The sequence below is a fragment of the Domibacillus sp. 8LH genome (assembly GCF_038806185.1).
GTDB lineage: Bacteria > Bacillota > Bacilli > Bacillales > Domibacillaceae > Domibacillus > Domibacillus indicus_A.
On record NZ_JAVJNG010000014.1, the window covers coordinates 92,298 to 115,011 of the forward strand.

General features: G+C 38.0%; 18 protein-coding genes, 1 rRNA gene and 2 pseudogenes. 17 read left to right on the plus strand and 4 right to left on the minus strand.

Annotated elements, in window-relative coordinates:
• Nucleotides 1-230 precede the first annotated feature (230 nt).
• Nucleotides 231-365, minus strand: coding sequence for a zinc ribbon domain-containing protein (locus RG959_RS15915; protein WP_342797944.1), 135 nt, complete (start codon nt 363-365; stop codon nt 231-233).
• Nucleotides 366-465: 100 nt separating this feature from the next.
• On the opposite strand from RG959_RS15915, the gene RG959_RS15920 reads away from it, so the two are divergent.
• The 4 genes and pseudogenes from RG959_RS15920 to RG959_RS15935 form a co-directional block, all read left to right on the plus strand.
• Entirely contained in the window at nt 466-1,002 is a 537-nt protein-coding gene (locus RG959_RS15920; protein WP_342797945.1) for a PIG-L deacetylase family protein, read from the plus strand.
• Nucleotides 999-1,958 carry a glycosyltransferase gene (locus RG959_RS15925; protein WP_342797946.1) on the plus strand — a complete coding sequence of 320 codons (960 nt, stop codon included), beginning with the start codon at nt 999-1,001 and terminating at the stop codon, nt 1,956-1,958. The genes RG959_RS15920 and RG959_RS15925 overlap by 4 nt, the downstream gene beginning before the upstream one ends.
• A 157-nt stretch (nt 1,959-2,115) precedes the next feature.
• Entirely contained in the window at nt 2,116-2,877 is a 762-nt protein-coding gene (locus RG959_RS15930) for a glycosyltransferase family 8 protein (protein WP_342797947.1), read from the plus strand.
• A 232-nt stretch (nt 2,878-3,109) separates the two neighbouring features.
• A pseudogene (locus tag RG959_RS15935) lies at nt 3,110-3,313 on the plus strand (helix-turn-helix domain-containing protein); the annotation flags it as partial.
• A gap of 131 nt (nt 3,314-3,444) precedes the next feature.
• Here the strand turns inward: RG959_RS15935 and RG959_RS15940 are convergent.
• A complete protein-coding gene (locus RG959_RS15940) occupies nt 3,445-3,588 on the minus strand; it encodes a hypothetical protein (protein ID WP_342797948.1) in 144 nt (47 codons plus the stop codon).
• 897 nt (nt 3,589-4,485) lie between these two features.
• The gene (locus RG959_RS15945; RefSeq protein WP_342797949.1) at nt 4,486-5,817 is read right to left on the minus strand and encodes a metallophosphoesterase; all 1,332 of its coding nucleotides are present in this window, start codon (nt 5,815-5,817) and stop codon (nt 4,486-4,488) included.
• 739 nt (nt 5,818-6,556) lie between these two features.
• Between RG959_RS15945 and RG959_RS15950 the strand changes: the two genes are divergently transcribed.
• Together RG959_RS15950 and RG959_RS15955 are read left to right on the plus strand one after the other, a co-directional pair.
• Nucleotides 6,557-7,819 carry a glycosyltransferase family 2 protein gene (locus RG959_RS15950; protein ID WP_342797950.1) on the plus strand — a complete coding sequence of 421 codons (1,263 nt, stop codon included), beginning with the start codon at nt 6,557-6,559 and terminating at the stop codon, nt 7,817-7,819.
• A 365-nt stretch (nt 7,820-8,184) separates the two neighbouring features.
• Nucleotides 8,185-8,589 (plus strand): hypothetical protein, encoded by a 405-nt coding sequence (locus RG959_RS15955; RefSeq protein WP_342797951.1) that lies wholly within the window; start codon nt 8,185-8,187, stop codon nt 8,587-8,589.
• Between the two features lie 268 nt (nt 8,590-8,857).
• On the opposite strand, the pseudogene RG959_RS15960 reads toward RG959_RS15955, so the two are convergent.
• A pseudogene (locus tag RG959_RS15960) lies at nt 8,858-8,968 on the minus strand (excalibur calcium-binding domain-containing protein); the annotation flags it as partial.
• A 300-nt stretch (nt 8,969-9,268) separates the two neighbouring features.
• Between RG959_RS15960 and RG959_RS15965 the strand changes: the two are divergent.
• The 11 genes from RG959_RS15965 to RG959_RS16015 all read left to right on the plus strand — a co-directional run.
• Complete coding sequence (locus RG959_RS15965; RefSeq protein ID WP_342797952.1) at nt 9,269-10,519, plus strand: ABC transporter substrate-binding protein; 1,251 nt, start codon at nt 9,269-9,271, stop codon at nt 10,517-10,519.
• On the plus strand, nt 10,519-12,270 hold the full coding sequence (locus RG959_RS15970; RefSeq protein WP_342797953.1) for a cache domain-containing sensor histidine kinase: 1,752 nt from the start codon (nt 10,519-10,521) through the stop codon (nt 12,268-12,270). Before RG959_RS15965 ends, RG959_RS15970 begins: the two co-directional genes overlap by 1 nt.
• The gene (locus tag RG959_RS15975) at nt 12,263-13,408 is read left to right on the plus strand and encodes a response regulator (protein WP_342797954.1); all 1,146 of its coding nucleotides are present in this window, start codon (nt 12,263-12,265) and stop codon (nt 13,406-13,408) included. The genes RG959_RS15970 and RG959_RS15975 overlap by 8 nt, the downstream gene beginning before the upstream one ends.
• 140 nt (nt 13,409-13,548) lie before the next feature.
• Nucleotides 13,549-14,823 (plus strand): ABC transporter substrate-binding protein, encoded by a 1,275-nt coding sequence (locus tag RG959_RS15980; protein ID WP_342797955.1) that lies wholly within the window; start codon nt 13,549-13,551, stop codon nt 14,821-14,823.
• 59 nt (nt 14,824-14,882) lie between these two features.
• Complete coding sequence (locus tag RG959_RS15985) at nt 14,883-15,791, plus strand: carbohydrate ABC transporter permease (protein WP_342797956.1); 909 nt, start codon at nt 14,883-14,885, stop codon at nt 15,789-15,791.
• A gap of 14 nt (nt 15,792-15,805) precedes the next feature.
• Entirely contained in the window at nt 15,806-16,651 is an 846-nt protein-coding gene (locus RG959_RS15990) for a carbohydrate ABC transporter permease (protein WP_342797957.1), read from the plus strand.
• The gene (locus tag RG959_RS15995) at nt 16,648-17,274 is read left to right on the plus strand and encodes a YesL family protein (protein ID WP_342797958.1); all 627 of its coding nucleotides are present in this window, start codon (nt 16,648-16,650) and stop codon (nt 17,272-17,274) included. Before RG959_RS15990 ends, RG959_RS15995 begins: the two co-directional genes overlap by 4 nt.
• 89 nt (nt 17,275-17,363) lie before the next feature.
• Nucleotides 17,364-18,368, plus strand: a complete 1,005-nt coding sequence (locus RG959_RS16000) for a carbohydrate kinase family protein (protein WP_342797964.1) — start codon at nt 17,364-17,366, stop codon at nt 18,366-18,368.
• Nucleotides 18,369-18,746: 378 nt separating this feature from the next.
• Entirely contained in the window at nt 18,747-19,997 is a 1,251-nt protein-coding gene (locus RG959_RS16005) for an MFS transporter (protein ID WP_342797959.1), read from the plus strand.
• 4 nt (nt 19,998-20,001) lie between these two features.
• Entirely contained in the window at nt 20,002-21,489 is a 1,488-nt protein-coding gene (locus RG959_RS16010; protein ID WP_342797960.1) for a glycoside hydrolase family 32 protein, read from the plus strand.
• Between the two features lie 1,146 nt (nt 21,490-22,635).
• Nucleotides 22,636-22,714, plus strand: a 16S ribosomal RNA gene (locus tag RG959_RS16015); the annotation flags it as partial.

Here is a 22,714-nt window from a genome sequence, read left to right on the forward strand (position 1 = left end):
GTTGAGGGCTTGTAGCCGGGAGAAGTAGACAACCAGTGACCTCTCTCACTAATTGCTACGTAATTTGATGGAGCATCTCTGTCAGAGACATGAAAAAACATGCTCTGACTTCAATGATTTTCCTGCTTCACCGATATCTGCCCTGTTCTTCTGAACAGGGTCTTACATCATCTCCTCAGGCGTTGTTTTATGCTGTTCGGGCGGGACCTCGACCTACAGTTGTAAAGGAATTATATTGCCGGAATAAGTCCGCTCTGGGCCAGCCCGGCTTTTTCAATGTTTAAGGCGGCATTATGGTCGCGGTCCAGCACAATGCCACAATCCAGACAGGAATGCGTTCGGACGGAGCTGTTCCATCTCTTCAATTTGTCCTATCCATGCACTGTATCATCCTTTATGATCTCTACATACACTATTTGAGAATGAAATTTCTGGTAATAAAATTCAAAAATGAGGTGTCACGTTTTGATTGATAAACTCATGTTTGTCGCCCATCCCGATGATGAATCGATTTTCGGGGGAGCGGCTTTATTAAGAGAACAAGGTTGGAAGGTCATATGCCTAACCAATGGCAAAGACAGTATCCGTTCAAAAGAATTTCATCAGGTAATGAAACAGGCTGGAGCTTCATATGAAATATGGGACTATCCTGATATATATGGCGGAAGCTTTGATGTGCAGCTAGTCGGAAAGGATTTAAGGAAGGTCATTGGCAAGTATAGATCTAGTCGCATCGTTACACATAATCTTTGTGGGGAGTATGGGCATACGCAACACAAATCACTCTCAAAAATTTTACATGATCAAGGACATGATAATCTCTATGTCTTTGATACCTCAAACGATGTCATTCCCTTCAGCCTGCTTCAGAAAAAATTAAATCTTCTCTCTATCTATAGAAGTCAGATGCACGTGATTAAAAAGTTAATGCCATATATTTTATATGAGAAAATCGTGCGGTATGATAAGTCAACTTGTTTTACGGAAGGTAAACATGTATGAGAATTGTTCAGGTTGCCCCAGCTGTTATGCCTCTTCCCGGAAGCGGAGGAATAGAAAGAGTAGTTTATAACCTGTCGGATGAGTTGGTTAGGAGAGGACATGAAGTTTATGTTTACGCTCCGGCTGATAGTAAAAGTAAAGGGATTATTATTCCCTATGGACAGAGAGGGTTTAACAAAAAAAATATCAAGGACTTTGTACTTCAGACGTTGCCAGAGGATATTGATGTCATTCATGATCATACAAACCAATTAGTCATTGGACGTGAACATTTAGATATCCCTACCATTTCTACTATTCATACTGAATCAAGATTGAATATTTCTGTAAAATGTCCAGTGTACGTTAGTAAAACGAAATTGCTGCAGTCAACCAATAAGTACAAGGGGGCCTACGTGCATAACGGTATTGATTTGGAATCGTATACTTTCTCAGAGATAAAGGAAGACTACTTGTTGTTTTTGGGGCGTATCGACAAAGGAAAGGGTGTTGAAGACGCTATAAAATTAGGTGAACAGACAGGCATCAGGACCATTATTGCCGGTCCTGTCTTTAGTGCGAAGCTATTTAAGGAAATACATCCACAAATCGAAAAATTGTCAAATATTACCTATGTAGGCGAAGTCCATGGGGAGAAAAAGCAAACCCTATTGAGGCGCGCCAAATGGCTAGTCTTTCCGAATGAAGAGCAGGAGCAATTTGGACTGGTATTAGTAGAAGCAATGGCTTGCGGAACTCCTGTTGCTGCATATGGTCGAGGAGGGGTTCTAGACGTGTTAGAAGGTTTGCCCATGTTTATTTGTGATGATTTAGATCATATGGGAAAATTAGTAAGTGGCGATTCGTCAATCAAACCACAGGATCTGAGGAAATATGTTGCCAAACGGTTCACGAAAGAAAGAATGACTGACAGGTATTTAGAGTTGTATCAGAGAGCCATTGACGGGTGGAAGTAAAAGTTATATTTTTAATGATTAGTATTTCTAAATTATTAACTCAACTTTCGCACATAGAAAATCTTAATAAGCCCTTTGATATAACTTGGTAGAGACTCGAACCATTGGGCTAATTTACTGTTTAAAGACCCATCTTTTATAAAAAGGTGTGAAGGAATTGGAAACGATTATAATTTTGGCTTCAACGAACGATCATTATGCCAAACATTTAGCTGTCATGTTAAACTCTTTGTTAGAAAATAAGGTTTCAAACAATCCCATAAATATTTATATCATTGATGGAGGTAACCTTTCAGCACAGAATAAAGTTAAATTAGAGAAATCTTTACAAAGATTTAATGTAATTCCTCAATTTTTATTTATTGATGTTAATTTATATGATGATTTATTAGTAAATCGTTACTATAGCATAGAAATGTTTTGCAGACTATCTATTCCTGACCTGTTACCCGAAAGTTTTCACAAAGCCCTTTATCTCGATTGCGACCTAATTGTAAAAGAAGATATTACGAATTTGTGGGAAACAAATATAGATGATTATTATGTGGCTGCGGTTTATGACGACAATGATGAGAGACGCAAGAAACTATTAATCCCAAAAGAGCACGGGTATTTTAATTCGGGCGTTCTATTAATAAACTTAAAGAAGTGGAGAGAACATGATATCTCAACGAAAGTTCTCCAATTTATTAAAGATAATCCTTCCAAGTTGTTATATCCCGACCAGGATGGATTGAATGTTATTCTACAAGATAAATGGTTAAAACTAGATGAAAAATGGAATGTTCGAGCCAATCGTATGAATAAAATAAACACTAAACCTGCCATTATTCACTTTACTAGCAAAAATAAGCCTTGGAATGGGAATCCACCAGGTAGAAAAGGATATTTTAAATATTTAGCGAAAACGGAATGGTAACTTATTTAAAATGAAAGATGAAAAAACCTATTATATCAGTGATTCTATTATTCTATTTTCTTCTATTCTATAATTTGTTGAATGGGCGGCATGATGTAATATCATCCACCGAAAAAGCGTCAAACCTTGATTTATGGGACTGACCCCATAGAGTGAGACAAATAAAAACACCTTTAAGTTGAAAAACGGGTATGTAATTACCTAAAAAGCCAACTTGGAGGTGTTTTTATTTATGGGTACGAGAGTAAGTTATCCAGCAGAAATAAAAATGAAGGCGGTGGAAATGCGATTAGCCGGGGTTCCAGCCAAGGAAGTTATGCAGGAATTAAATATTAAGCACCGTTCACAACTCACGAGATGGGTGAGATGGTACAAAAACAAGAAAACCTATCGGTTTGAACAGCCTGTAGGTAAGCAGTATACCTATGGGATAGGAGAAATATAAGTGTGTAAAGACTTACGGCTTCTCCAAGATTTTCAGCAGAGCTCATACTTCATATAAATAATCAGCAAAGCTGTCTAAGAAATTTCTCCGCTTTCGTTTGCTTTCCGTCCATTTCAATAACTCTACGTAATAGGAAACTCAACTGCAATAATGTCTGTATCTTTGAACTTGTACACTCCAGAAATTGCTTCATAATCTTTATTCGGATCATTAATTTCATCTGCATCACAAGTCATTTTCTCAAGAGATGTTGAATTCGCATGCACTTTTGCTTCCTCAAAAACCTGAACGACATTTTCCATAACAAAATCATACGTACCAAGCTGCTACTCAACTCACTTGAACACAACCATCTCACAAAAAAGCTGTCTGATTTATTATGGACGATCTAAAAAACCTTTTAATTTGTGTAAATCTAACTATCTTTATCAATAAATGTTTATTACATGACGGACTGGAAATAATAAAAAGGCAGAAAATATTTACTATTTAAAAAATGAATTTTTAGGTAAATATTTTTTAGACTTTGAAAGAATCGAAGTACCTAATTGAAACTAGAAAAAAGGTTGTATCACTGCTATAAAAAAGGAGGGAAAATAATGAAGCTACATATCTGCACACCTTGTAACGGCAACGGATGCCATCATTGTAACGGAACTGGATATTATAAAAATGATAGAAAATAATTGTGAAAGAGAAGGAGCTTTGGTTTGCGCCAGAGCTTTTTTATTTAATCAGTAACGGGCAAAATCTCAACGGCAATTTCGTGCTAGCAGCAAAATCAATTTTTCTCAATTATCTCTTCAAAATTTCCGGATCAAGGTCATCGCCTTCTGCACTGCTGCGTAAAAAGTACAATCGATAAAAAGCTTAGTCACTTCTTTAACTGCGACCTCAGCCAATCTCATATGTACAGCCTTCATTTTTACTAACTAACTCTCGTACCCATAGAAAGGACCTCCAATTTGTTTTTTCAGGTCATTACATACCCGTTTTCAACTTAAAAGTGCTTTTATTTATCTGACTCAATGGGTTAAGTCCCATTTCCATATTAGTGGTACTTTATTATTAAAGTAATGTTTATACACACAGTTTAGTAAAAGTGGAAATAAAAAGGAGCTAGTGCTTATAGCAACAGCTCCTTTTTATATAATTTAAGTTGGTTATTCAGAAGCCGTTTTACCTTCAACTGTTAAAAAGTTTTTACTTTCATTCCCAAATGCATCTATCGCGGTGACCTTAATGACATAAGTGGTATCAGATTTTAACCCTTGAACCGGGAGGGTCATTGTTTTGGGTACAGGATCCACATAATAGTCGGAAAAGGCTTTAAACTCTGAGACAGTTTTGCCCGTTTCCTTCTCTGTTGTGACTACTTTATAAGAATGAAGAAGTAAGTTGTCATGAGCTTGGTCAAACTTAATTTCCAGACTTCCCGCAGTACTCTTTTCCTCTATTAAAGTAATAGTGTCCTTCTTATTAAATGACGGTTTGATTTGATCTCTTGAGCTGGTATAGTCAAACTTGTGATCTTTTATTGGCAATTTAATGACCCATGGTTCACCGGTCCAGTCATTGTTATGAAAATCACGACGCTTAATGACGACTTTGTTTTTATACGCTTCTACAACCAGGCCTTGGCTTATCTTTTCATTCCCAGGTGGCAGCTCTCCTTGAAGATACCCCGCCTCTGTCCACATATAGTTCACAGAAGAGGTACCAACCGTCGTGAAATCTTTTTGATCTATCGTTCTCGGATCATCTAATGGGTAATGGGTATGGCCGGAAAAATGGATCACTTGTGGATATTTTTTTAATGTATCATAAATCAGCTGGCCATTTGCCTCGGTACCCCACTCACTGCCGAACACGGTATTTTTCATCGGGTGATGCATTAAGACGAATATAGGTTTTTGGGGATCATCTTTTGCGGCCTTCTCCAACTGCTCCCCGAGCCATGTAATTTGCTGTTTTGAATAATATCCTTCTGTTAAATCATCTTCCGGTGCAAGAATTATAAAATGGTAACCTTTAACGACCTTGTGAGAGTAAATAGATTCCATTCCCGTTTGTGCGAGAAACCTTTTTTGGGCATCACTAAAAGATAACCCGTTCCAGTAATCATGATTGCCAATCGCGGACAGGGAAACCGCTTCTGATTGTTTATTCATATTATAAATTGAAAAGAAACGGTCGTATTGTTCCAGTGTTCCGGAATCTGTTAAATCTCCGACTATGGCAAAAGAATCTTGTTTTGGAGCTTGCTCATTCAACTGATTAAAAGCATTCTGGAACTTTTCTAAGTCGTCGGTGCCGTTGTCTTTGATATGTACATCACTAATCACAGGAAACACCAGATCAGGTGCTTTTTCGTTCGAGTCCTTTGCAAAATGCTCCGAAGCTTGAACTGCCGGGGAGAAGCAGCTTGCAACATATCCAGTCGCAATGAGAGCAAATCCGCACACTTTCATTTTACCGAGAAATTGCTTTTTCATAACATTCACTCCTGTTCGCTAGTTTCTCTCTTATGGTAACGGTGATTTGTTAAGTAAATTAAAGTTTTTCGTAAATTGCGCCAACCGACTTCAAAATAAGGGAAAAGACCTATGGGCCGACAGCCACCTTAGTATGAATACAGCCAAACCCTTGTGAGCTCAATTAATCGGGGTCTTTTAACTATCTATCAAGAAACTCATCAGTGAAAATAGAGTATTCGCAAAAGTGCCTTTTACTTTGGCGCTCACATAACTGGCCACGCACTTCGGATAACTGAAGGGAACATCAGTACGAGACTTGACAGGGTAGAGGTCAACGAGGAGATTCCTTATTTGAAGTCAATGAATCAAACTCTTATAATACGGGAAGACATTAAGGGTCTAAGTTCGAAAAGGGGCTGTTAGACTGAACGGATGAAAAGCAGCAATATATAAGGGTTCTCAGCAGTCTCCTAAGCTGCCAGTCGTAGGTTCGATTCGTTACGAAAAAGCGGATTCAACTTGCTCTGCATCAGCCTTCCATATCGTTAAGTGAAACGGTCAGTCCAGCGGTCATCTGCCAAATTGCACCGTGTATTGGACTTTCCCACGAAGCGATTATAGGAGGTTTTTTGTGTGACCAGAAGAAAAGGAATATTTGATGGCAATATGGATGTAAGGAAGCTGTTAGGAAGAGCCGTCTTCCAGCCGCTCCAGTTAAAACCGCTGTGAATCTAAGGATATTTTGGTTTTTGTCCTCTTGTGCGTACATCCTTTTCATCCAACCGTTTATAATAAAAAGGATAAAAAGAGAGGGGGAAACATCATTCTTACTGTTTCTGTATTATCGATCATTTGTCTTTTCAGCATTATGATGCTGCTCATTCAAACGGTAAGGGGATTAGAGAAAATTCCTATCATTACACGCAAGGCAGCAGGTATAAAACAAGGGCCGCTCGTTTCTGTCATTATTGCCGCCAAAGAAGAAGAGAAGCATATTGAAAAAACGATTAAATCTTTGTTCAATCAAATATACAGCAATATGGAAGTGATTGTCGTAAACGATCGCTCCGAGGACAACACGGGGAAAATTGTGGACAAGCTGGCCAATAAAAAGGAAGAACACAAAGATATTCGGTATGATCCTATTCATATTCGTTGCCTTCCTGATGGCTGGCTTGGAAAAAATCATGCATTGCATCAGGGGTATTTACAGTCGAAAGGGGACTACCTGCTTTTCACAGATGCAGACATTACCTTTCATTCTAAGAGCCTGTCAAATGTCATGGAATATGTGACAGCTAACCATGCGGAACATTTGTCCATGTCTCCTCATTTCCGCTGTTCATCGTTTCCTTTAAAAGCGTTTATTCATTTGTTTTTAGGTATTTTCTGCTTTATTGTGCAGCCGTGGAAGGTATTTGAACAAGGTGACAAACAACAAGGCATGGGTGTAGGTGCTTTCAACCTTATTAAAAGAAGTACCTATCAAGACCTTGGCACGCACCAGGCCTTTCCGCTTGAACCACTTGATGATGTGGAACTTGGAAGAAAGGCGAGTGCCTTAAACTGCAACCAGCACTTTGTCATAGGGAAAGAACTGATTGAAGTAGAGTGGTACCCAACGTTAAAAGAAGCCATTAATGGATTTAAAAAGAACTTGTTTGGGGCAACAGGATATAAGCTTAGCAATGCGATTATTTTTACCTTAGTTCTCATTCTGCTAGGCATTTATCCATTTATCGGTGTTTTTCTGTTTGAAGGGTGGAACTTTTTCATTTGTCTACTGTCTTTACTTTTCTTATTTACTCTTTACACAATTGGTATCCAAAAAGTATCCTTCCCTTCCTGGAGTTTTATCGCAGAGCTGGTGATTTTCCCACTTACAACCATATGCTATATTTACACTCTCCACCTGTCCGCTTATGCTGCTATTAAAAAGGGTGGTATTTATTGGCGAGGCACCTTTTATTCGTTGCAGGAATTGAAAAAGGCGAAGCAGGGAGAGCGCGCTGCCAAGTAAATAGGTATTATATTGACTATTAAAAATAACAGAGAATTAATTGTCTGCTGCGAGTTTTCCAAAGATTATCCGGGAAAAGAAGTAGTTACTATTGCTCCTATTAATATGTACATAATATATACGGAGCGGTTTAGTTATGCCGCTCCTTTTTTATTCTTCAGGGTGGGAGTTCGTCTAAGGAACGGGGGCGTAATGACTGCAGATAAAATACAGAGTACATGCAGCTACGCGTCAATAGTGTATACGAAGCATGGCAAAATCTAGAGGCCAATGAGAAGGATTAAATACTTTTTAACCAAACTTTTACAATCTTAACATTCATTCCTTGTTACAATAGAACCGATAAAAGAAAGGGGAGAGCATCCATGTCAGCAGAAGACAAAGCCTTAAACAGAAGCACGCGCCTTTTTGTTGATCCATTCATCGATATTCATTTATCAATGACGGGCAATAAGGATGTAATTGATGGAACCGACGCTCAAATTAGTGCGATCAAGATGTTACTGGGGAACGTGGATTTCGAAGCTGAATACAATAGTAACCCAGAAGCTAGCCAAAAAGGATACCTTTCTGTTTTAGACGAGATCGGCAGGCTGCTGAGAACTCGTATGGACGTTTTCCCGAAAGAGCAGCATAACATTGAAGTAGTTCGCAACTTCTTGAATGGGATGTTGTTGAGTAGAATTTATGAGCAGGAATCATACCAAGGAATTTTTGATCAAGATAGAGTAGACGATGAAGAACAGCCGAATTTGGCTTTTACGCCGTAACAGCAATGAAACACAAATAAATAAAAAAGAAACGACTGATTCTTTATCAGTCGTTTCTTTTTTATTTATACAGCTCGGGCACATAAGGAAAGGCGCCAGTAAGATCGGGACTCCTTCCGGAAGGGCTCGAGGTTGAGGGGAACAGAGAGTATTAAGGAAAAAGCCAGAGTAATTAAAGAGCAGCTGTTAAAGCATAAACAATAAGAAAAGCCATATCAGTGCAGTAACTGATATGGCTTTTCTTTATAAATCACTATTTATCTGTTTCTTATTTTTCACAAGCCCATCCGTCTTTATCACGATCATGCTTAGCATCATAGGCAGGGTGACCTTTCTTAACACCATTTGGGTACTTCTTGCGAAGCTCTGTGCAGTTCTGAAATGAGTTCTGAAATGTTTCTTTCTTTGAAGCCGGAGCTGGCTTTGGAGCGCATCCACCTTTAATTGCAATTGAATTTGATCAGATTCCTTTTTTATTTTCTTTTTAATTAAAAAACTTCTAAAAAACATAGTTCGAAAAGAATTTTCCTCTAATTCTTCCTAACAGAGACATCCTATTATCAATAATTGTAAGGGCTTAATAGAAATGTATCCATAAAACATAATAACTTTAATAGTTCTAATTTATTGTATACTTTATTTACATATAATTTGTTGAAAGAAAGCAGGAGACCAATTTATGAAAAAAGGATGGCTGCTTGGACTTACTGTTTTGTTAGGGGCCTGTTCTCAAAATGAACCTGAAATTCTTGAACAAGAAAAGGAGCCCGTTACGCTTGAATTTTTTACTGTTAAAGAAGAAACTAGGCCTATTTTTGATCAACTGATTGCGAACTTTGAAGAAAAATATCCGCATATCAACATCGAACAAGTAATTGCTCCAAACGGTATGTCTGTATTAAAAACCCGCATTGCTCAAGGCTATCCTCCCGATTTGTTTATTAGTTATCCACTTGAACAAGATTATAGGAACCGGGCATTAAAAGGGTACATGCTAGATTTAACTAAAGAAATGTTTTTAGATCGTGTCCAGCCAACAATTCAGCAGCGATATGAAGTAAACGGCCACATGTATGGGGTTGCGTTTACTCAGAATGCCGTTGGTGTTCTATATAACAAGGATGATTTTTGTGATTTAGGCCTGACTATTCCATCTACATGGGATGAGTGGATTGCTGTAATGAATGCATTAAAGAAATCAGGGAAACAGCCGCTTATTATGCCTAATAAAGACGCTAACCAAACGAGTATCGTTACGCTGAGTTTTGTAGCGAATGCATTTTTACCATCCTATTGGCAAATGCCCTCTTCAGTGCAGGATGATGATCCAAGGTGGAAAGAAATAACCCAGAAAGTAAAAACGCTCATTTCCTATACAACCCCTGAATCTTTTAATATGGGATACTCAGAAGCTAATGAGGCTTTTGCCGCTAAAGAAGGGACAATGTATATAATGGGAAGCTGGGCTCTTCCTATTATTGAGAAATTAAACCCCACTTTACAGTATGGTATTTTTCCTGTTCCTGTATCGAATGATCCCGAGCAAAATAACGTATTGGGAGGAGTAGACATTGGAATCAGTATTTCGTCAGAAACAAAATACCCTGCAGAAGCAAAGCTATTTTTGTCTTTTTTAACAGAAGAAAACAATGCTCAAGGTCTTTCGCTGTATGAAGGGTCAATCAGTACGATTATGGGCGTGCAAAAAACAAAAGAAGTACTAGAGCCGCTTGAAGAAAAAGTGACAGACGGGGAAACTGTTAATTGGCCTAATCATTACTGGGCAGGAGGAACAGCGGCAGAAACAGAATATCGGCAACATACTATGCAATTTTTTCTCGATCAAAATGAGAGAAAATACTTGCACAATCTTGAAGAGATGTTTGAGAAATACAACAAAAACATGACATCAGAAAAGGTAAACCCATAATGACTTTCAACAAAAAAATAATTGCCGCTTTTCTCATCTTTGTCTTGGTGCCAATAATAGTGTTAGGTTACATCTCTAATCGAATCTCAACAAACATCCTGCAAAAAAACATTAGCAGTCAGACGGTTCAAACATTAAAAATGCTCGATCGAAATATGATGGCATCTATTACAGAAGTAAACCATTTTTCAGATTATATAATCGCTTCAGGAGATGTTCAATCTTTCTTAACGTCTTCTAAAGAAGAAAGTATCTATGATTTGTACAGCAAAGAGCAAGCAATAGCTGGTGTAATGTATGCTAATGCTGAAATTCATCAGTTTGCTTTATACAATACATTAGAAGAAAAGGTATACCAGTCAAACAATCGAGTATCTCAGGAGGAGAATCTTTTTTCACAGCAGCTGCTTCAAGAAATGAAAAAAGTAAAAGGCGAACCTGTTTGGCAAAGCCCTTCAGCTGTTGTATCTCATCCATTTCAGCAAAATACGGCTCTTTTTTTCACACATGGAAGAGTTGTCAATGATATCGATACTCTTGATCCTTTGGGATATATGGTGCTCCTCATTCGGCTTGATCTATTTGATCAAGTATTTGAACAGGATTCATCTTCCATTTCTACAGAACTATTAATCAATAAAGAGGGAGAAATTCTGTATGCGTTGGATGATCAGTGGATTGGAAAAAAGCTCGCGGTTGAGTCTCTTCAGCAAGTGCAATCGGGCGAAACAGGCTATTTACTAGAGCAATGGAATGGAGAAAAACAGTTAATCACTTATATGCCTTCTCAACTGAATTTAGCAGGGAATGAAGATGTTTGGCTTGTTTCTTTAAGGCCTTGGGCACTTCTTTCAAACGATATTACCTATATCCGAAACACTACATTAGGTTTGGCTTTATTAGCCTTGCTAGCAGCCATATTTTTTAATTTCTTTTATTTAAGAAAAACAGCTGGTTTTGTTCAAGCTCTTCAAGATAGCATGAAGCAAGTTGAAAAAGGTGACTTATCCGTTCGAATGAAGACCTACAATTTAAAAGAGTTAAACCGTTTATCACTCAGGTTTAATCAAATGGTCCAGCGTCTAGGACAACTCATTGTGCAGATTAAAAAAGAAGAAGAAAAAAGCCGTACAGCCGAATTTAAAATTTTACAGCAACAAATCAATCCACACTTTCTTTATAACACGCTTGAATCTATTAATGCCCTGGCAGCCATGAGCGGGCAAAAAGAGATCAGCAAAATGACCATTAATCTAGGACGCCTTCTGAGGATCAGTATTAATGGGGACTATGAAGTACCTGTGCAGCGGGAAGTCAGCCATGTAATTAGTTATCTGGAAATTCAAAAGATCCGTTTTGATGACTCCTTTTCTTATGAGCTGGATATAGATGAGTCATTAAGTCACAAGCGAGTACTAAAGTTAATCTTACAGCCACTTGTAGAAAATATCTTGACTCATGCTTTTGAGGAACAGGAAAATGGGCTGATATCGATTTCTGGGAAGTGTGTTGATGATAAAGGCTACTTTCAGATAAGAGACAATGGAAAAGGTATTTCAGAGGCTAATTTAGTAAAAATTCTTCAAAAAAGAGAAGACTTTGAAGAAAAGGGACATGGCCTTCGAAATGTTCATGAGCGGCTGCAACTATATTACGGTAAATCATACGGTATGATAATTTGTTCTTCTGAGCAGGGAACCATCATACAACTATCATTCCCAGTAAGCCGAGGTGAAAGAGCAAATGCTTAAAGTAGTAATTGCAGATGATGAAGCGATTATACTCAAGAATTTAAAACAGATTATTCCATGGAATGACCTAGCCTGTGAAGTTGTAGGAACGGCTAAAAACGGGGAGGAGGCATTAAGGCTTTGCCAAGAACAGCAGGCAGATTTACTACTGACTGATATATCTATGCCTGGAATGACCGGTCTAGAGCTGTTAAAGCAGTTGAATCAATTGCCTAAAGCGCCTTTGGCAATTTTAATTAGTGGTTATGATGAGTTTGAATATGCAAGAGAAGGGTTAAAGTGGAGAGCACTTGATTATATCTTAAAGCCGGTTGATTACGAAGAATTACAGCAATGTATCCAGCGAGCTGTTAATCAATTACGGAATGAAGCAGAAAAAACGTATGAGATGGACAAACATCATTTGTATAATTTATTTATAACAGGTTCCCGTGAAACTGAACCAACTTTAACCTCTTTAAGTAAGCCGGTCGTGCCGATTTTGATTGAAAAGCAAGGGCAGGAGTCTGCGGAGCAGCTGGACGAAAAGTTATTTTCCAGCAGCAGAGCGAGGCATTTTTGGTATCCGCTTTCGGTCACGATGACCCTGTGTCTGGGGGAATGGTCAAAAGAGGATATCCAACTATTATATAACGATTTGTTTCAGCGCAATTTAACAGGCTACCGAGTATTGATTGGTGAGCCTCTCACACATGAAGAACAATTAAAACCTAATTTACAAGCTCTTCAGCAATGGATGAATCTTCACCGACTGGATGGGTCTGTCGTTTTCTTTACAGAACTGCTGGAAAAGTATCAGACTAAAAAGACAGCATCTGATGCTATTGAAAAAGTAATATCTTTCATTCAGGAACACTATCATGAGGATATTGGTACCGAGCAAGCGGCAGCCTACGCAGAAATGAGTGTTAGTTATTTTAGTCTGTTATTTAAACAAGAAACCGGTGTGACCTTTCTTGAATATGTGACAAACTATCGTATTGAAAAAGCGTGTTTTTTCTTAACCCATACAAAACTTAAAACGTACGAAATTGCTGAGAAAGTCGGCTATACTGACCAGCGTTATTTCAGCCAGGTATTTAAGAAGCGTTTGCACCAAACACCAAGTGAATATAGAAAGCAGCATGCGGAGTTCTGAAACCTTTTCAAATTGAAAAGGTTTTTTTTGCGTAAGAGAAATTTCAACATAAAAAATAGAATTACCTCATTTTGAAAACGCTTACCTTAAACTAAAATGAATATATGAAAACGCTTTAAGAAAGACAGGGGGAAATACAGATGAAGAAATTGTTAGTACTGAGCACAGCAGCGATGTTGTCTATCGGTGTGTTAAGTGGCTGTGGTAAAGAGGATAATAAAAGTGCCGAAGGAAGCAATGGAGAAACAAAACTAACGCTTTGGTATCCGGAAGGCAATACGAGCGCTGCTTATCAAGAAGTCATTGATGCATTCAATAAAGAGCATGACGGTGAGATTGAAGCGGAGATTGAATTTATTCCCCGAGGAAATAAATATGCTTACGAAGATAAAATCTCAGCGGCCGCAACTAGCAATACACTGCCAGACTTGGTAGCAATGGACGGACCAAATGTAGCCAACTACGCGGACGCTGGTATTATTCAGCCAATTGATGGAATGATTGAAGAGCAGGATCAGTTTGTTGACTCTGTTATTAAGCAGGGGACATTTGAAGACAAGCTATATGCCATTTCACCGATGGAATCGACAGTAGCATTGTTCTACAACGTGAAAATGCTGGAAGAAGCAGGGATTACGCCGCCCAAAACGTTAGAAGAAGCATGGACATGGGATGAATTTTACGCAGCAGCCAAAAAGCTTACCAATAAAGAGAAGGGAATTTACGGTGTCAATTGGACACTTGATTACGGCGAATGGATCATTTACTTTACCGGACCTACTGTCTGGAGCAATGGCGGCAGCTTTATTGCAGAAGATGGATCAAAAGCAGATGGGTATGTAAACGGACCGAAAACAGTGGAAGCTTTGAAATATTTGCAGAAGTTCACAAAAGAAGGACTTGTTAATTTACAGCCAACTCCAACAGAATTTGAAGATGGAAAAGCAGCCATGATGCTAATGGGTTCATGGGAGTGGGCAAAGCTAAAAGATTATCCAGACACAGAGTGGGGCATTACGTATTATCCGAAAAGTCCAAATGGGGAACAAGTATCTCCATCAGGTGACTGGGCATGGGGCGTTTCAACAAGTGCGAAAGATAAAGAAGCAGCCGCTGAACTTTTAAATTTTATCCATACAAAAGAAAATGTTCTGAAATTGGCAGCTGTTGAAGATAAGCCGCCGGCACGGACTGATGCATTTGCAGAATTGGCTGAATGGGATAAAGAACCGTTAAACGTATTAAAAGACCAAGTGTTAGAAACAGCGCATCCGCGTCCATTAACTACTTCTTACCCTGTTCTTTCTACTAAATATGGACAAGCAGTTCAAAATATTTTCCTTGGTGGCGATGTGCAAGAAGAGCTAGATAAAGTAGCCAAAGAAGTAGATACAGATATTGATCGAAAAAACTAATAAACAAAAAAGGCAATCATTTTCCATGATTGCCTTTTCAATAAAAAGAGGTGAAGACAGTGGAAAAAACCGTTACGCCCATACAAGTGGAAAGAAAAACACTGACATATGAAACACAAAAACGCTGGCTAGGTATTGCTTTTTCTCTTCCAGCCCTGGTACTGCTGTTTACGTTTCTGATTTTACCGGTTATGCTGGCTTTCGGTTACAGCTTTATGAACTACAATATGTTGAATCCAGACGGCAAAGAATTTACAGGATTTGATAATTATATTCGTCTTTTTCAAGATGGGATCTTTCTTACTTCATTAAAAAACACATTATACTTTACTGCACTAGTTGTACCTATTCAAAGCGCTGTGGCATTAGGACTGGCTATTTTGGTCAACAAGAAAGTAAAGGTGGCAAGTCTCGGACGTGTTTTCTTTTTTAGCCCTGTGGTGACTTCCATGGTGGTTGTCGCTATTTTATGGACTTTCCTGTACAACGTGGACAGCGGCTTGATTAATCATGCGTTAAATTTTTTTGGTATTGAAAACCAGCCCTTTCTATTAAGTGCAGACCAATCAATGAATTCCATTATTTTTATGTCAGTGTGGCAGGCAGCGGGCTTTCAAATGATGATTTTTCTAGCTGGTTTGAAAGAAGTGCAAGAGGAGTTATATGAAGCAGCCGAAATGGACGGGGCAAGTGTCTGGCAGAAGTTTCGAAATGTCACACTTCCATCCATTAGCCACGTTACAGGATTTGTGCTGATTATTACGACGATCCAAGCATTTCGATTATTTATCCAGCCATACGTAATGACAAACGGCGGTCCTAGTGATTCGACGAAAACTTTGGTCTTTATGCTATATGAAAACGGCTTTCAATTCCGGGATGTCGGCTACTCATCCGCGATTGCTGTCGTATTTTTCTTCATTGTTCTCATTTCATCACTTATCTTAAAGAAAGTATTAAAGCAGTAAGGAGGGAAAGAATTATGCGGCATCAAACAAAAAAGAAAGCAGGAAAAGTCATCACTACAGTAGCGATCCTTATACTGGGCTTTCTATTTATTGCACCGCTTCTCTGGATGATTGTTGCTTCACTAAAGCCAGAGACTATGATTTTTAAAGATATGGGGCTTGCAGCTTTTTTGCCAAAAGAGATTACCTTTAGTAACTATTCACAAATTTTATTTTCAGACCGGATTCATTTCTTTCATTATATGTGGAATAGCTTATTCTCCGTGAGTATGATTGTCATTTTCGGTCTCATTGTCAATTCACTTTGTGCCTATGCTTTAGTAAAACTTAAATTCCCAGGCAGTGATTTAATTTTGGTATTAATTATCGCTTTATATGTAGTGCCATTTGAGAGTATGTTGATTCCTTTGTATATTGTGGTTAATAACTTCGGCTGGATCAATGAATATCCGGCGCTTATTGTGCCGTTTATTGCCTCCGCATTTAACATCTTTTTGTTCCGTCAGTTTTTTATGGGAATACCGAAGGAGCTGGAAGAAGCGGCGATGCTGGACGGAGCCAATCCTTGGCAAACCTTTTGGAAAGTTATTGTCCCGAATTCTAAGCCTGTTTTTGCGACGGCCGCTATTTTAACATTTGTTACTCATTGGAGCGACTTTATGTGGCCGCTCATTGTGGCAACAGATGAATCGATTCGTACTGTTCAAGTTGGTGTTCAGTATTTGTTTACTGATAATAATATTGAATACGGCCAAATTATGGCTGCTCTGTCTTTAACCACGATTCCAGTGATTTTAATCTTCTTATTTTTCCAAAGATATTATGTTCAAGGGATTACATCAAGCGGCGTGAAAGGATGAACAAAATGAACGGTTGGAATGGAAAAACAGCGGGATTGATGAAGCCGGTGGCTAATGTTCTCATCTTGAATGTATTATGGTTAATTGGCTGCCTGCCTCTTATCACAATTGGCCCCAGTACGGCTGCTGTACTGGCTGTTTTAAGAGATTGGCAGGCAACTGGAGATGACAGTGTGGTCCGCGGTTTCTTTCGATTTTTCCAGCTTCATTTCAAGCAAGGGTTTCTCGTCGGAAACAGCTGGCTAGTAGTTGGTGTTATACTGGCCGCTGATTTATTCTTTGTATTTCACTTGCCATCAGGCTGGAATATAGTTCTGGTTTCTTTTGTAGGAACGATTTGTTTAATCTGGCTGCTTGTTAGTACTGCTTTATTTCCATGTATGATTCATTACAAAAAAACAGGATTAGATTTACTGAAGACCTCATTTATTGTAGCTTTTTTAGATTTTCAGACTGCCTGTGGAATCTTATTATTTTGGGTTGCAGCCAGCCTATTGTTTTGGATTTCCCCAGTATTAATGCTGTTTAGTTTTATTTTATTTTCTTATGCCACAGTTCGTTTTTCTTTACGCTCTTTTGAACGTCTGGAGAGACATAAAACACTGCGGCTTAAGCATGATTAACTTCTACTCTATCCCTTAGAAAATGCAAGAGCCCGAGTAAAACACGAATAAAAGAAGGAACAAGCGTCAAAACTTGTTCCTTGTTTGGAGTGAAAAATTTGAAAAATGTATTTTGTATTGGAGAAGCATTAATTGATTTTATTCCTATCCAGAAAAACACTTCTTTAAAAGAAGTAACAGGTTTCGAACGGATGGCTGGCGGCGCACCGATGAATGTAGCTGTCGCTGTTTCTAAATATGGTGGCCATTCAGTGATGTTAACCAAACTAGCGAGTGATCATTTTGGAGAATATTTGTTCGAGGTACTTGTATCCCATGGGGTTGACACTTCTTACCTTTATCGCTCAACTCAAGGAGAAACGGGTCTTGCATTTGTATCAATTGATCAGGATGGAGAAAGAAGCTTTTCCTTCTATCGACAAAACGCTGCGGATTTATTGCTTTCTTCTGAGGAAATAAAGGAAGAGTGGTTCCGCGAAGGCGATATGCTACATTTTGGATCCGTTAATTTAATACGAGATTCTATGAAAAAAACCCATCAAAAAGTAATTGAGATTGTGAGAAACAGAAAAGGCATTGTTAGTTTTGACCCGAATGTACGCTTAGCTCTTTGGCCAGATGCTGAAAGCTGCCAGAAAACAATCCAGGAATTTTTGCCTTTAGCAGACCTTGTAAAAGTATCTGATGAAGAACTTTCTTTTATTACAGCAATCGAAGAAGAGAAAGCGGCTATTCAATCTCTTTTCATCGGGTCTGTCAAGGCGGTTCTCTATACAAAAGGAAAGCAAGGAGCCATCTTGTACTTAAAAAGTGGTGAAGAATTTGAAATCAAAGGATTTACGGTAAACGCAGTAGATACAACAGGCGCTGGAGATGCCTTTATGGGTGGATTTTTAGCAGAGCTGGCATTATTAGAAGTTTCTAATGATAACCTATCCAAAAAATTAAAAGAAAATTACAAGCAGTTACTAACTTTTGCAAATGCCAGCGGCGCTTTAACAGCATCAGTTAAGGGAGCCGTTCAATCAATGCCTTCGAAACAAAAGGTATTAGAGTTTATTGACTTTCAACATAACTCCCCCTCTCGTTTGTAATTTATCTATGAACTAAGAAAGCTATATTTAAACGAAGAGCAGAAGATATTCTCTGCTCTTTTTTGTATATTTTTACTCCCCACAGAGTCCCCGTGTTGCACAATGATCCAGCTGAAATGAGAAAGAAATTTTGAAAGCCTTATCATAAAAATTTAAACATAAATAAGAGGAATACCTCGTTTTGAAAGCGTTTCAAACTGCTTACAATAAAGATGTAGCAGGATTAATAAATACATTGAGCATTGGCATTTCAACCGGTTGAGATCATTTCTAAGTCTATATTGCTCTGTTGCAATGGAACCTGTAATCTATCACAAGTACATTGTAAGCACAATTATAACAAAGCATTTTATATCTTTAGTTAAAGGAGACATTAAAATGAAAGATTCAAAAAGTTTGTATTGGAAGCTAAGTGCGTACTTTTTCTTTTTCTTTTTTACTTGGTCATCTAGCTATTCTTTATTTTCCATTTGGTTAGGACAAGAATTAAATTTAAGTGGATCAGCCACCGGTATAATCTTTTCTGTAAACGCTATCTTTGCTCTGTGTATGCAGCCTTTATATGGTTATATCTCTGACAAAATAGGCTTAAGGAAGAATATCTTATTTTTTATCAGTATTTTGCTAGTATTTGTCGGACCCTTTTATATTTATGTTTATGGACCGTTATTACAATACAACGTGATATTGGGCGCAATAGTCGGAGGTCTCTATTTAGGAACTGCCTTTTTGGCTGGAATTGGTGCAATCGAATCGTATGTTGAAAAAATTAGTCGTAAGTATGGCTTTGAATACGGAAAATCAAGAATGTGGGGCTCGCTAGGATGGGCAGCAGCTACCTTTTTTGCGGGACAATTATTTAATATAAATCCGAATATCAACTTTTGGGTTGCATCTGTTTCGGCAGTTATATTAGTGGCCATTATTATGTCTGTAAAAGTAGAAATAACAAACCAAGAACTAGAGAAAGCCGATTCTGTTACATTCAAGGATGTTGGTCAGCTCTTTCTCTTAAAGGATTTCTGGTTCTTAATGTTGTATGTTATTGGCGTAGCATGTATCTACGGAGTATACGATCAACAATTCCCGCTTTATTACTCATCGCTATTCCCAACTGAAGCCTTGGGTAATCAAATATTTGGATATCTAAATTCATTCCAAGTATTTCTAGAAGCTGGTTTTATGTTCTTTGCACCTTTTATTGTAAATAAGCTTGGCGCCAAAAACAGTTTGATTTTGGCAGGCTTTTTAATGGCCCTGAGAATTATCGGTTCTGGATTGGCTGTAGAACCGATTGGCATTTCAGCTATGAAATTAATCCATGCGTTAGAATTGCCTATCATGCTAATTGCTATTTTTAAATACTTGGCACTAAACTTTGATACACGCCTATCTTCTATACTATATCTGGTAGGCTTCCAATTCGCTAAACAGATTGGTGAATCTATTCTTTCGCCAATTGCAGGTGTAATGTACGATAGTATCGGCTTCCGTTATTCTTATATGGTAATGGGAGGATTGGTTTTAGTTTTCACAATCATTTCAATCTTTACTTTATTAAGTACTCAAAAAAAGCAAAGGCTTACATGTAAATATAGAAAAATCACAACAAGTTATATAAGGAGATGAGAGTATGTTAAAAATAAACAAACTTCATCAAGCAGAAGAGGCAATCAGAAACGCTAAGGAAAAAGTGAAGGGCTGTTATCGACTAGGTTATCATATTATGGCGCCTGCAGGCTGGATCAATGATCCGAACGGTTTGATCCAGTACAAAGGAGAGTACCATGTGTTTTATCAACACCATCCGTATAATGAAAATTGGGGACCGATGCATTGGGGACATGTAAAAAGCAAAGATTTAGTTCATTGGAAACACTTACCGATCGCTCTTGCTCCAACCGAGGCATATGAGAAAGATGGTTGTTTTTCTGGCAGCGCGGTTGATGATAATGGAGTACTGACATTAATTTATACAGGAAATATATTTGTTGACCGTGAAAAAGATATACTCGATCAATCACAATGCATTGCAACAAGCACTGATGGGATTCATTTCATAAAAGAAGCTGCAAATCCGGTTATTTCAAAACATCCTGAAGAAGGATCTGGACATTTTCGAGATCCAAAAGTATGGAAACACAAAGATCACTGGTATATGATTGTAGGTACTCGAAAAGAAGATATCGGAAAAGTTATTCTTTATAAATCAAAAGATTTGAGACAGTGGGATTATCTTGGTGTTTTAGCTGAAAGTGAGGGAACAAAAGGCTACATGTGGGAGTGCCCCGATTTCTTTGAAATTGGCGGGAAACATGTATTGTTATTTTCACCGCAAGGAATAGAAGCGGAAGGCGAGAAATATCAAAATCTGTTCCAAACAGGTTATATTGTGGGAGATTTTAATTATGATACACTCGAATTTTCACATGGTGAATTTCAAGAGTTAGATTATGGACATGATTTTTATGCTGTTCAAACGTTAATTGACGATCAGGGACGACGTATTGCTATTGGCTGGATGGATATGTGGGAATCTCCAATGCCGACAAAAGAGCATGGGTGGGCCGGTACTCTAACACTTCCCCGTGAACTTTCCTTAACGTCTGATGAGAAAATAGCCATGAACCCTGTTTCAGAACTAGAAAAACTTCGCGAAAAATCCATTGAACTGTTTATTGATAAAATTAATAATGAAAGTATTGAGACGGGAATAAAAGAAGAGCTGCTTGAAATCAAGGTGGATTTTTTGTTGAAAGATGTGACAGCATCTGAGTTTGGGTTAAAACTTAGATGTAACCAAGATGGAACAGAGGAAACAGTGATAGGTTTTGATGTTCCATCCTCCAAATTATTTATTGATCGTGAAAAGGCCGGTAAGGGAGTAAACGGAGTTCGGAAAAGTAAGGTAGAACTAAAAGAGGGGACGTTGTCGCTGCACGTTTATCTAGATCGTTCATCTGTCGAAGTATTTGCTAATGATGGACTTAATGTACTAACTAGCCGAATTTACCCGCATACATCAAGTTTGTGCCTCCAGTTTTATGCTAAAAATGGAACCGTTCAAATTGGGGATTTAAATGTTTGGAAATTAAAAGACATCTGGAAAGAAAGTAAGTAAGGAAACGTATCCACGCTTACTTTCGGAGAGCAATGTACAAATGCTGCATTTAGCCAAGTGCTTTTATATAAAGCCTTGGCTTTTTAAGTTCAGCCCATAATCAAGTATAAATTGGGTAAGCAAACATGAATCATTATACCAATTTGTCTACAGTCTGAGTCCTTATTGTTTCCCCATCATCTTTAATGCATAACTGGCTAAGCGAATTCAAAAAATTTGCCTCGGAAGTTAAAAGCGGTTGTTGTGGACAGGCAATGATGTATAGGTCATTAAGCTTGTTGCCAGTGGTGCGATCGAGGAAAAAACGAATGAACTGCAAGGGAAAAAGAGGCATCTAATTGGAGAAACTATTGATTCGAAAGGGAAACCGTCGTCAACGCTTGCTGAAGAGGATATTTGTGAAATACTGATGATTAGCGGGAATCAGGAAACAAAGAACAGGTTAATCATAAAGATCACAAGTGACTGCGCACAAAAAGCGGCCTCGTATGTGGGCTGCTTTTTGTGCTGCTATCTATAAAAAACATCACTCCTGAAAAAGGATGTTTGCAGAAACCTTTTCCATCATTTTGATGTTCCTGTAATCATCTGTGCTTTTGCTCTTAAGAGCAAAAGCTTGTTACATCTTGATCTTTAGTTTTCCATAAAAAATGCAGTTCATTCTTCTGATCGGAGGTTTCAGTAATGAAAGGTCTCCTGAATAATGAGGTAAACGAGGTAACAAAAACAGCAACAAAGATTATTGAAATAGAGAACAAGCCATGTTATATTATTAATCCGTCGCTAAGACAGCGATGAAAACAACAATATTTAATCCGTAACTATGATTATATTGGTGTAATTTAAATGCCAAAAATTACTGTTGACTGATTAAATTTAAAAATGATATATTGTTATTCCTGTCGCTGAAAAACGGCAGTTACCAAAGTAAGTTTTAGTTTAAACAATGATTAATTCGAATCATATTTTGATTAAAAAGTTGTTGACTTTACACTTTATAAATGATATGATTGTTTAGTTGCCTCTTGAGGTGATAGTTGAAATTGATCTTTGAAAACTGAACAAAATAAACGTCAACGTTTTAAGAATTAAACTTCTATAGGAGATGCCCGTCATCTATATAGAAACAAATGAGCAAGTCAAACTTATTTGGAGAGTTTGATCCTGGCTCAGGACGAACGCTGGCGGCGTGCCTAATACATGCAAGTCGAGCGGACAGATGGGA

Excerpts from the sequence above, each read along its gene's own strand:
- RG959_RS16005 (WP_342797959.1), top strand. The coding sequence starts at position 18,747 with ATGAAAGATTCAAAAAGTTTGTATTGGAAGCTAAGTGCGTACTTTTTC.
- RG959_RS15970 (WP_342797953.1), top strand. The coding sequence starts at position 10,519 with ATGACTTTCAACAAAAAAATAATTGCCGCTTTTCTCATCTTTGTCTTG.
- RG959_RS15965 (WP_342797952.1), top strand. The coding sequence starts at position 9,269 with ATGAAAAAAGGATGGCTGCTTGGACTTACTGTTTTGTTAGGGGCCTGT.
- RG959_RS15995 (WP_342797958.1), top strand. The coding sequence starts at position 16,648 with ATGAACAAAATGAACGGTTGGAATGGAAAAACAGCGGGATTGATGAAG.
- RG959_RS15990 (WP_342797957.1), top strand. The coding sequence starts at position 15,806 with ATGCGGCATCAAACAAAAAAGAAAGCAGGAAAAGTCATCACTACAGTA.
- RG959_RS16010 (WP_342797960.1), top strand. The coding sequence starts at position 20,002 with ATGTTAAAAATAAACAAACTTCATCAAGCAGAAGAGGCAATCAGAAAC.
- RG959_RS15955 (WP_342797951.1), top strand. The coding sequence starts at position 8,185 with ATGTCAGCAGAAGACAAAGCCTTAAACAGAAGCACGCGCCTTTTTGTT.
- RG959_RS15945 (WP_342797949.1), bottom strand. The coding sequence starts at position 5,817 with ATGAAAAAGCAATTTCTCGGTAAAATGAAAGTGTGCGGATTTGCTCTC.
- RG959_RS15980 (WP_342797955.1), top strand. The coding sequence starts at position 13,549 with ATGAAGAAATTGTTAGTACTGAGCACAGCAGCGATGTTGTCTATCGGT.
- RG959_RS15975 (WP_342797954.1), top strand. The coding sequence starts at position 12,263 with ATGCTTAAAGTAGTAATTGCAGATGATGAAGCGATTATACTCAAGAAT.
- RG959_RS15925 (WP_342797946.1), top strand. The coding sequence starts at position 999 with ATGAGAATTGTTCAGGTTGCCCCAGCTGTTATGCCTCTTCCCGGAAGC.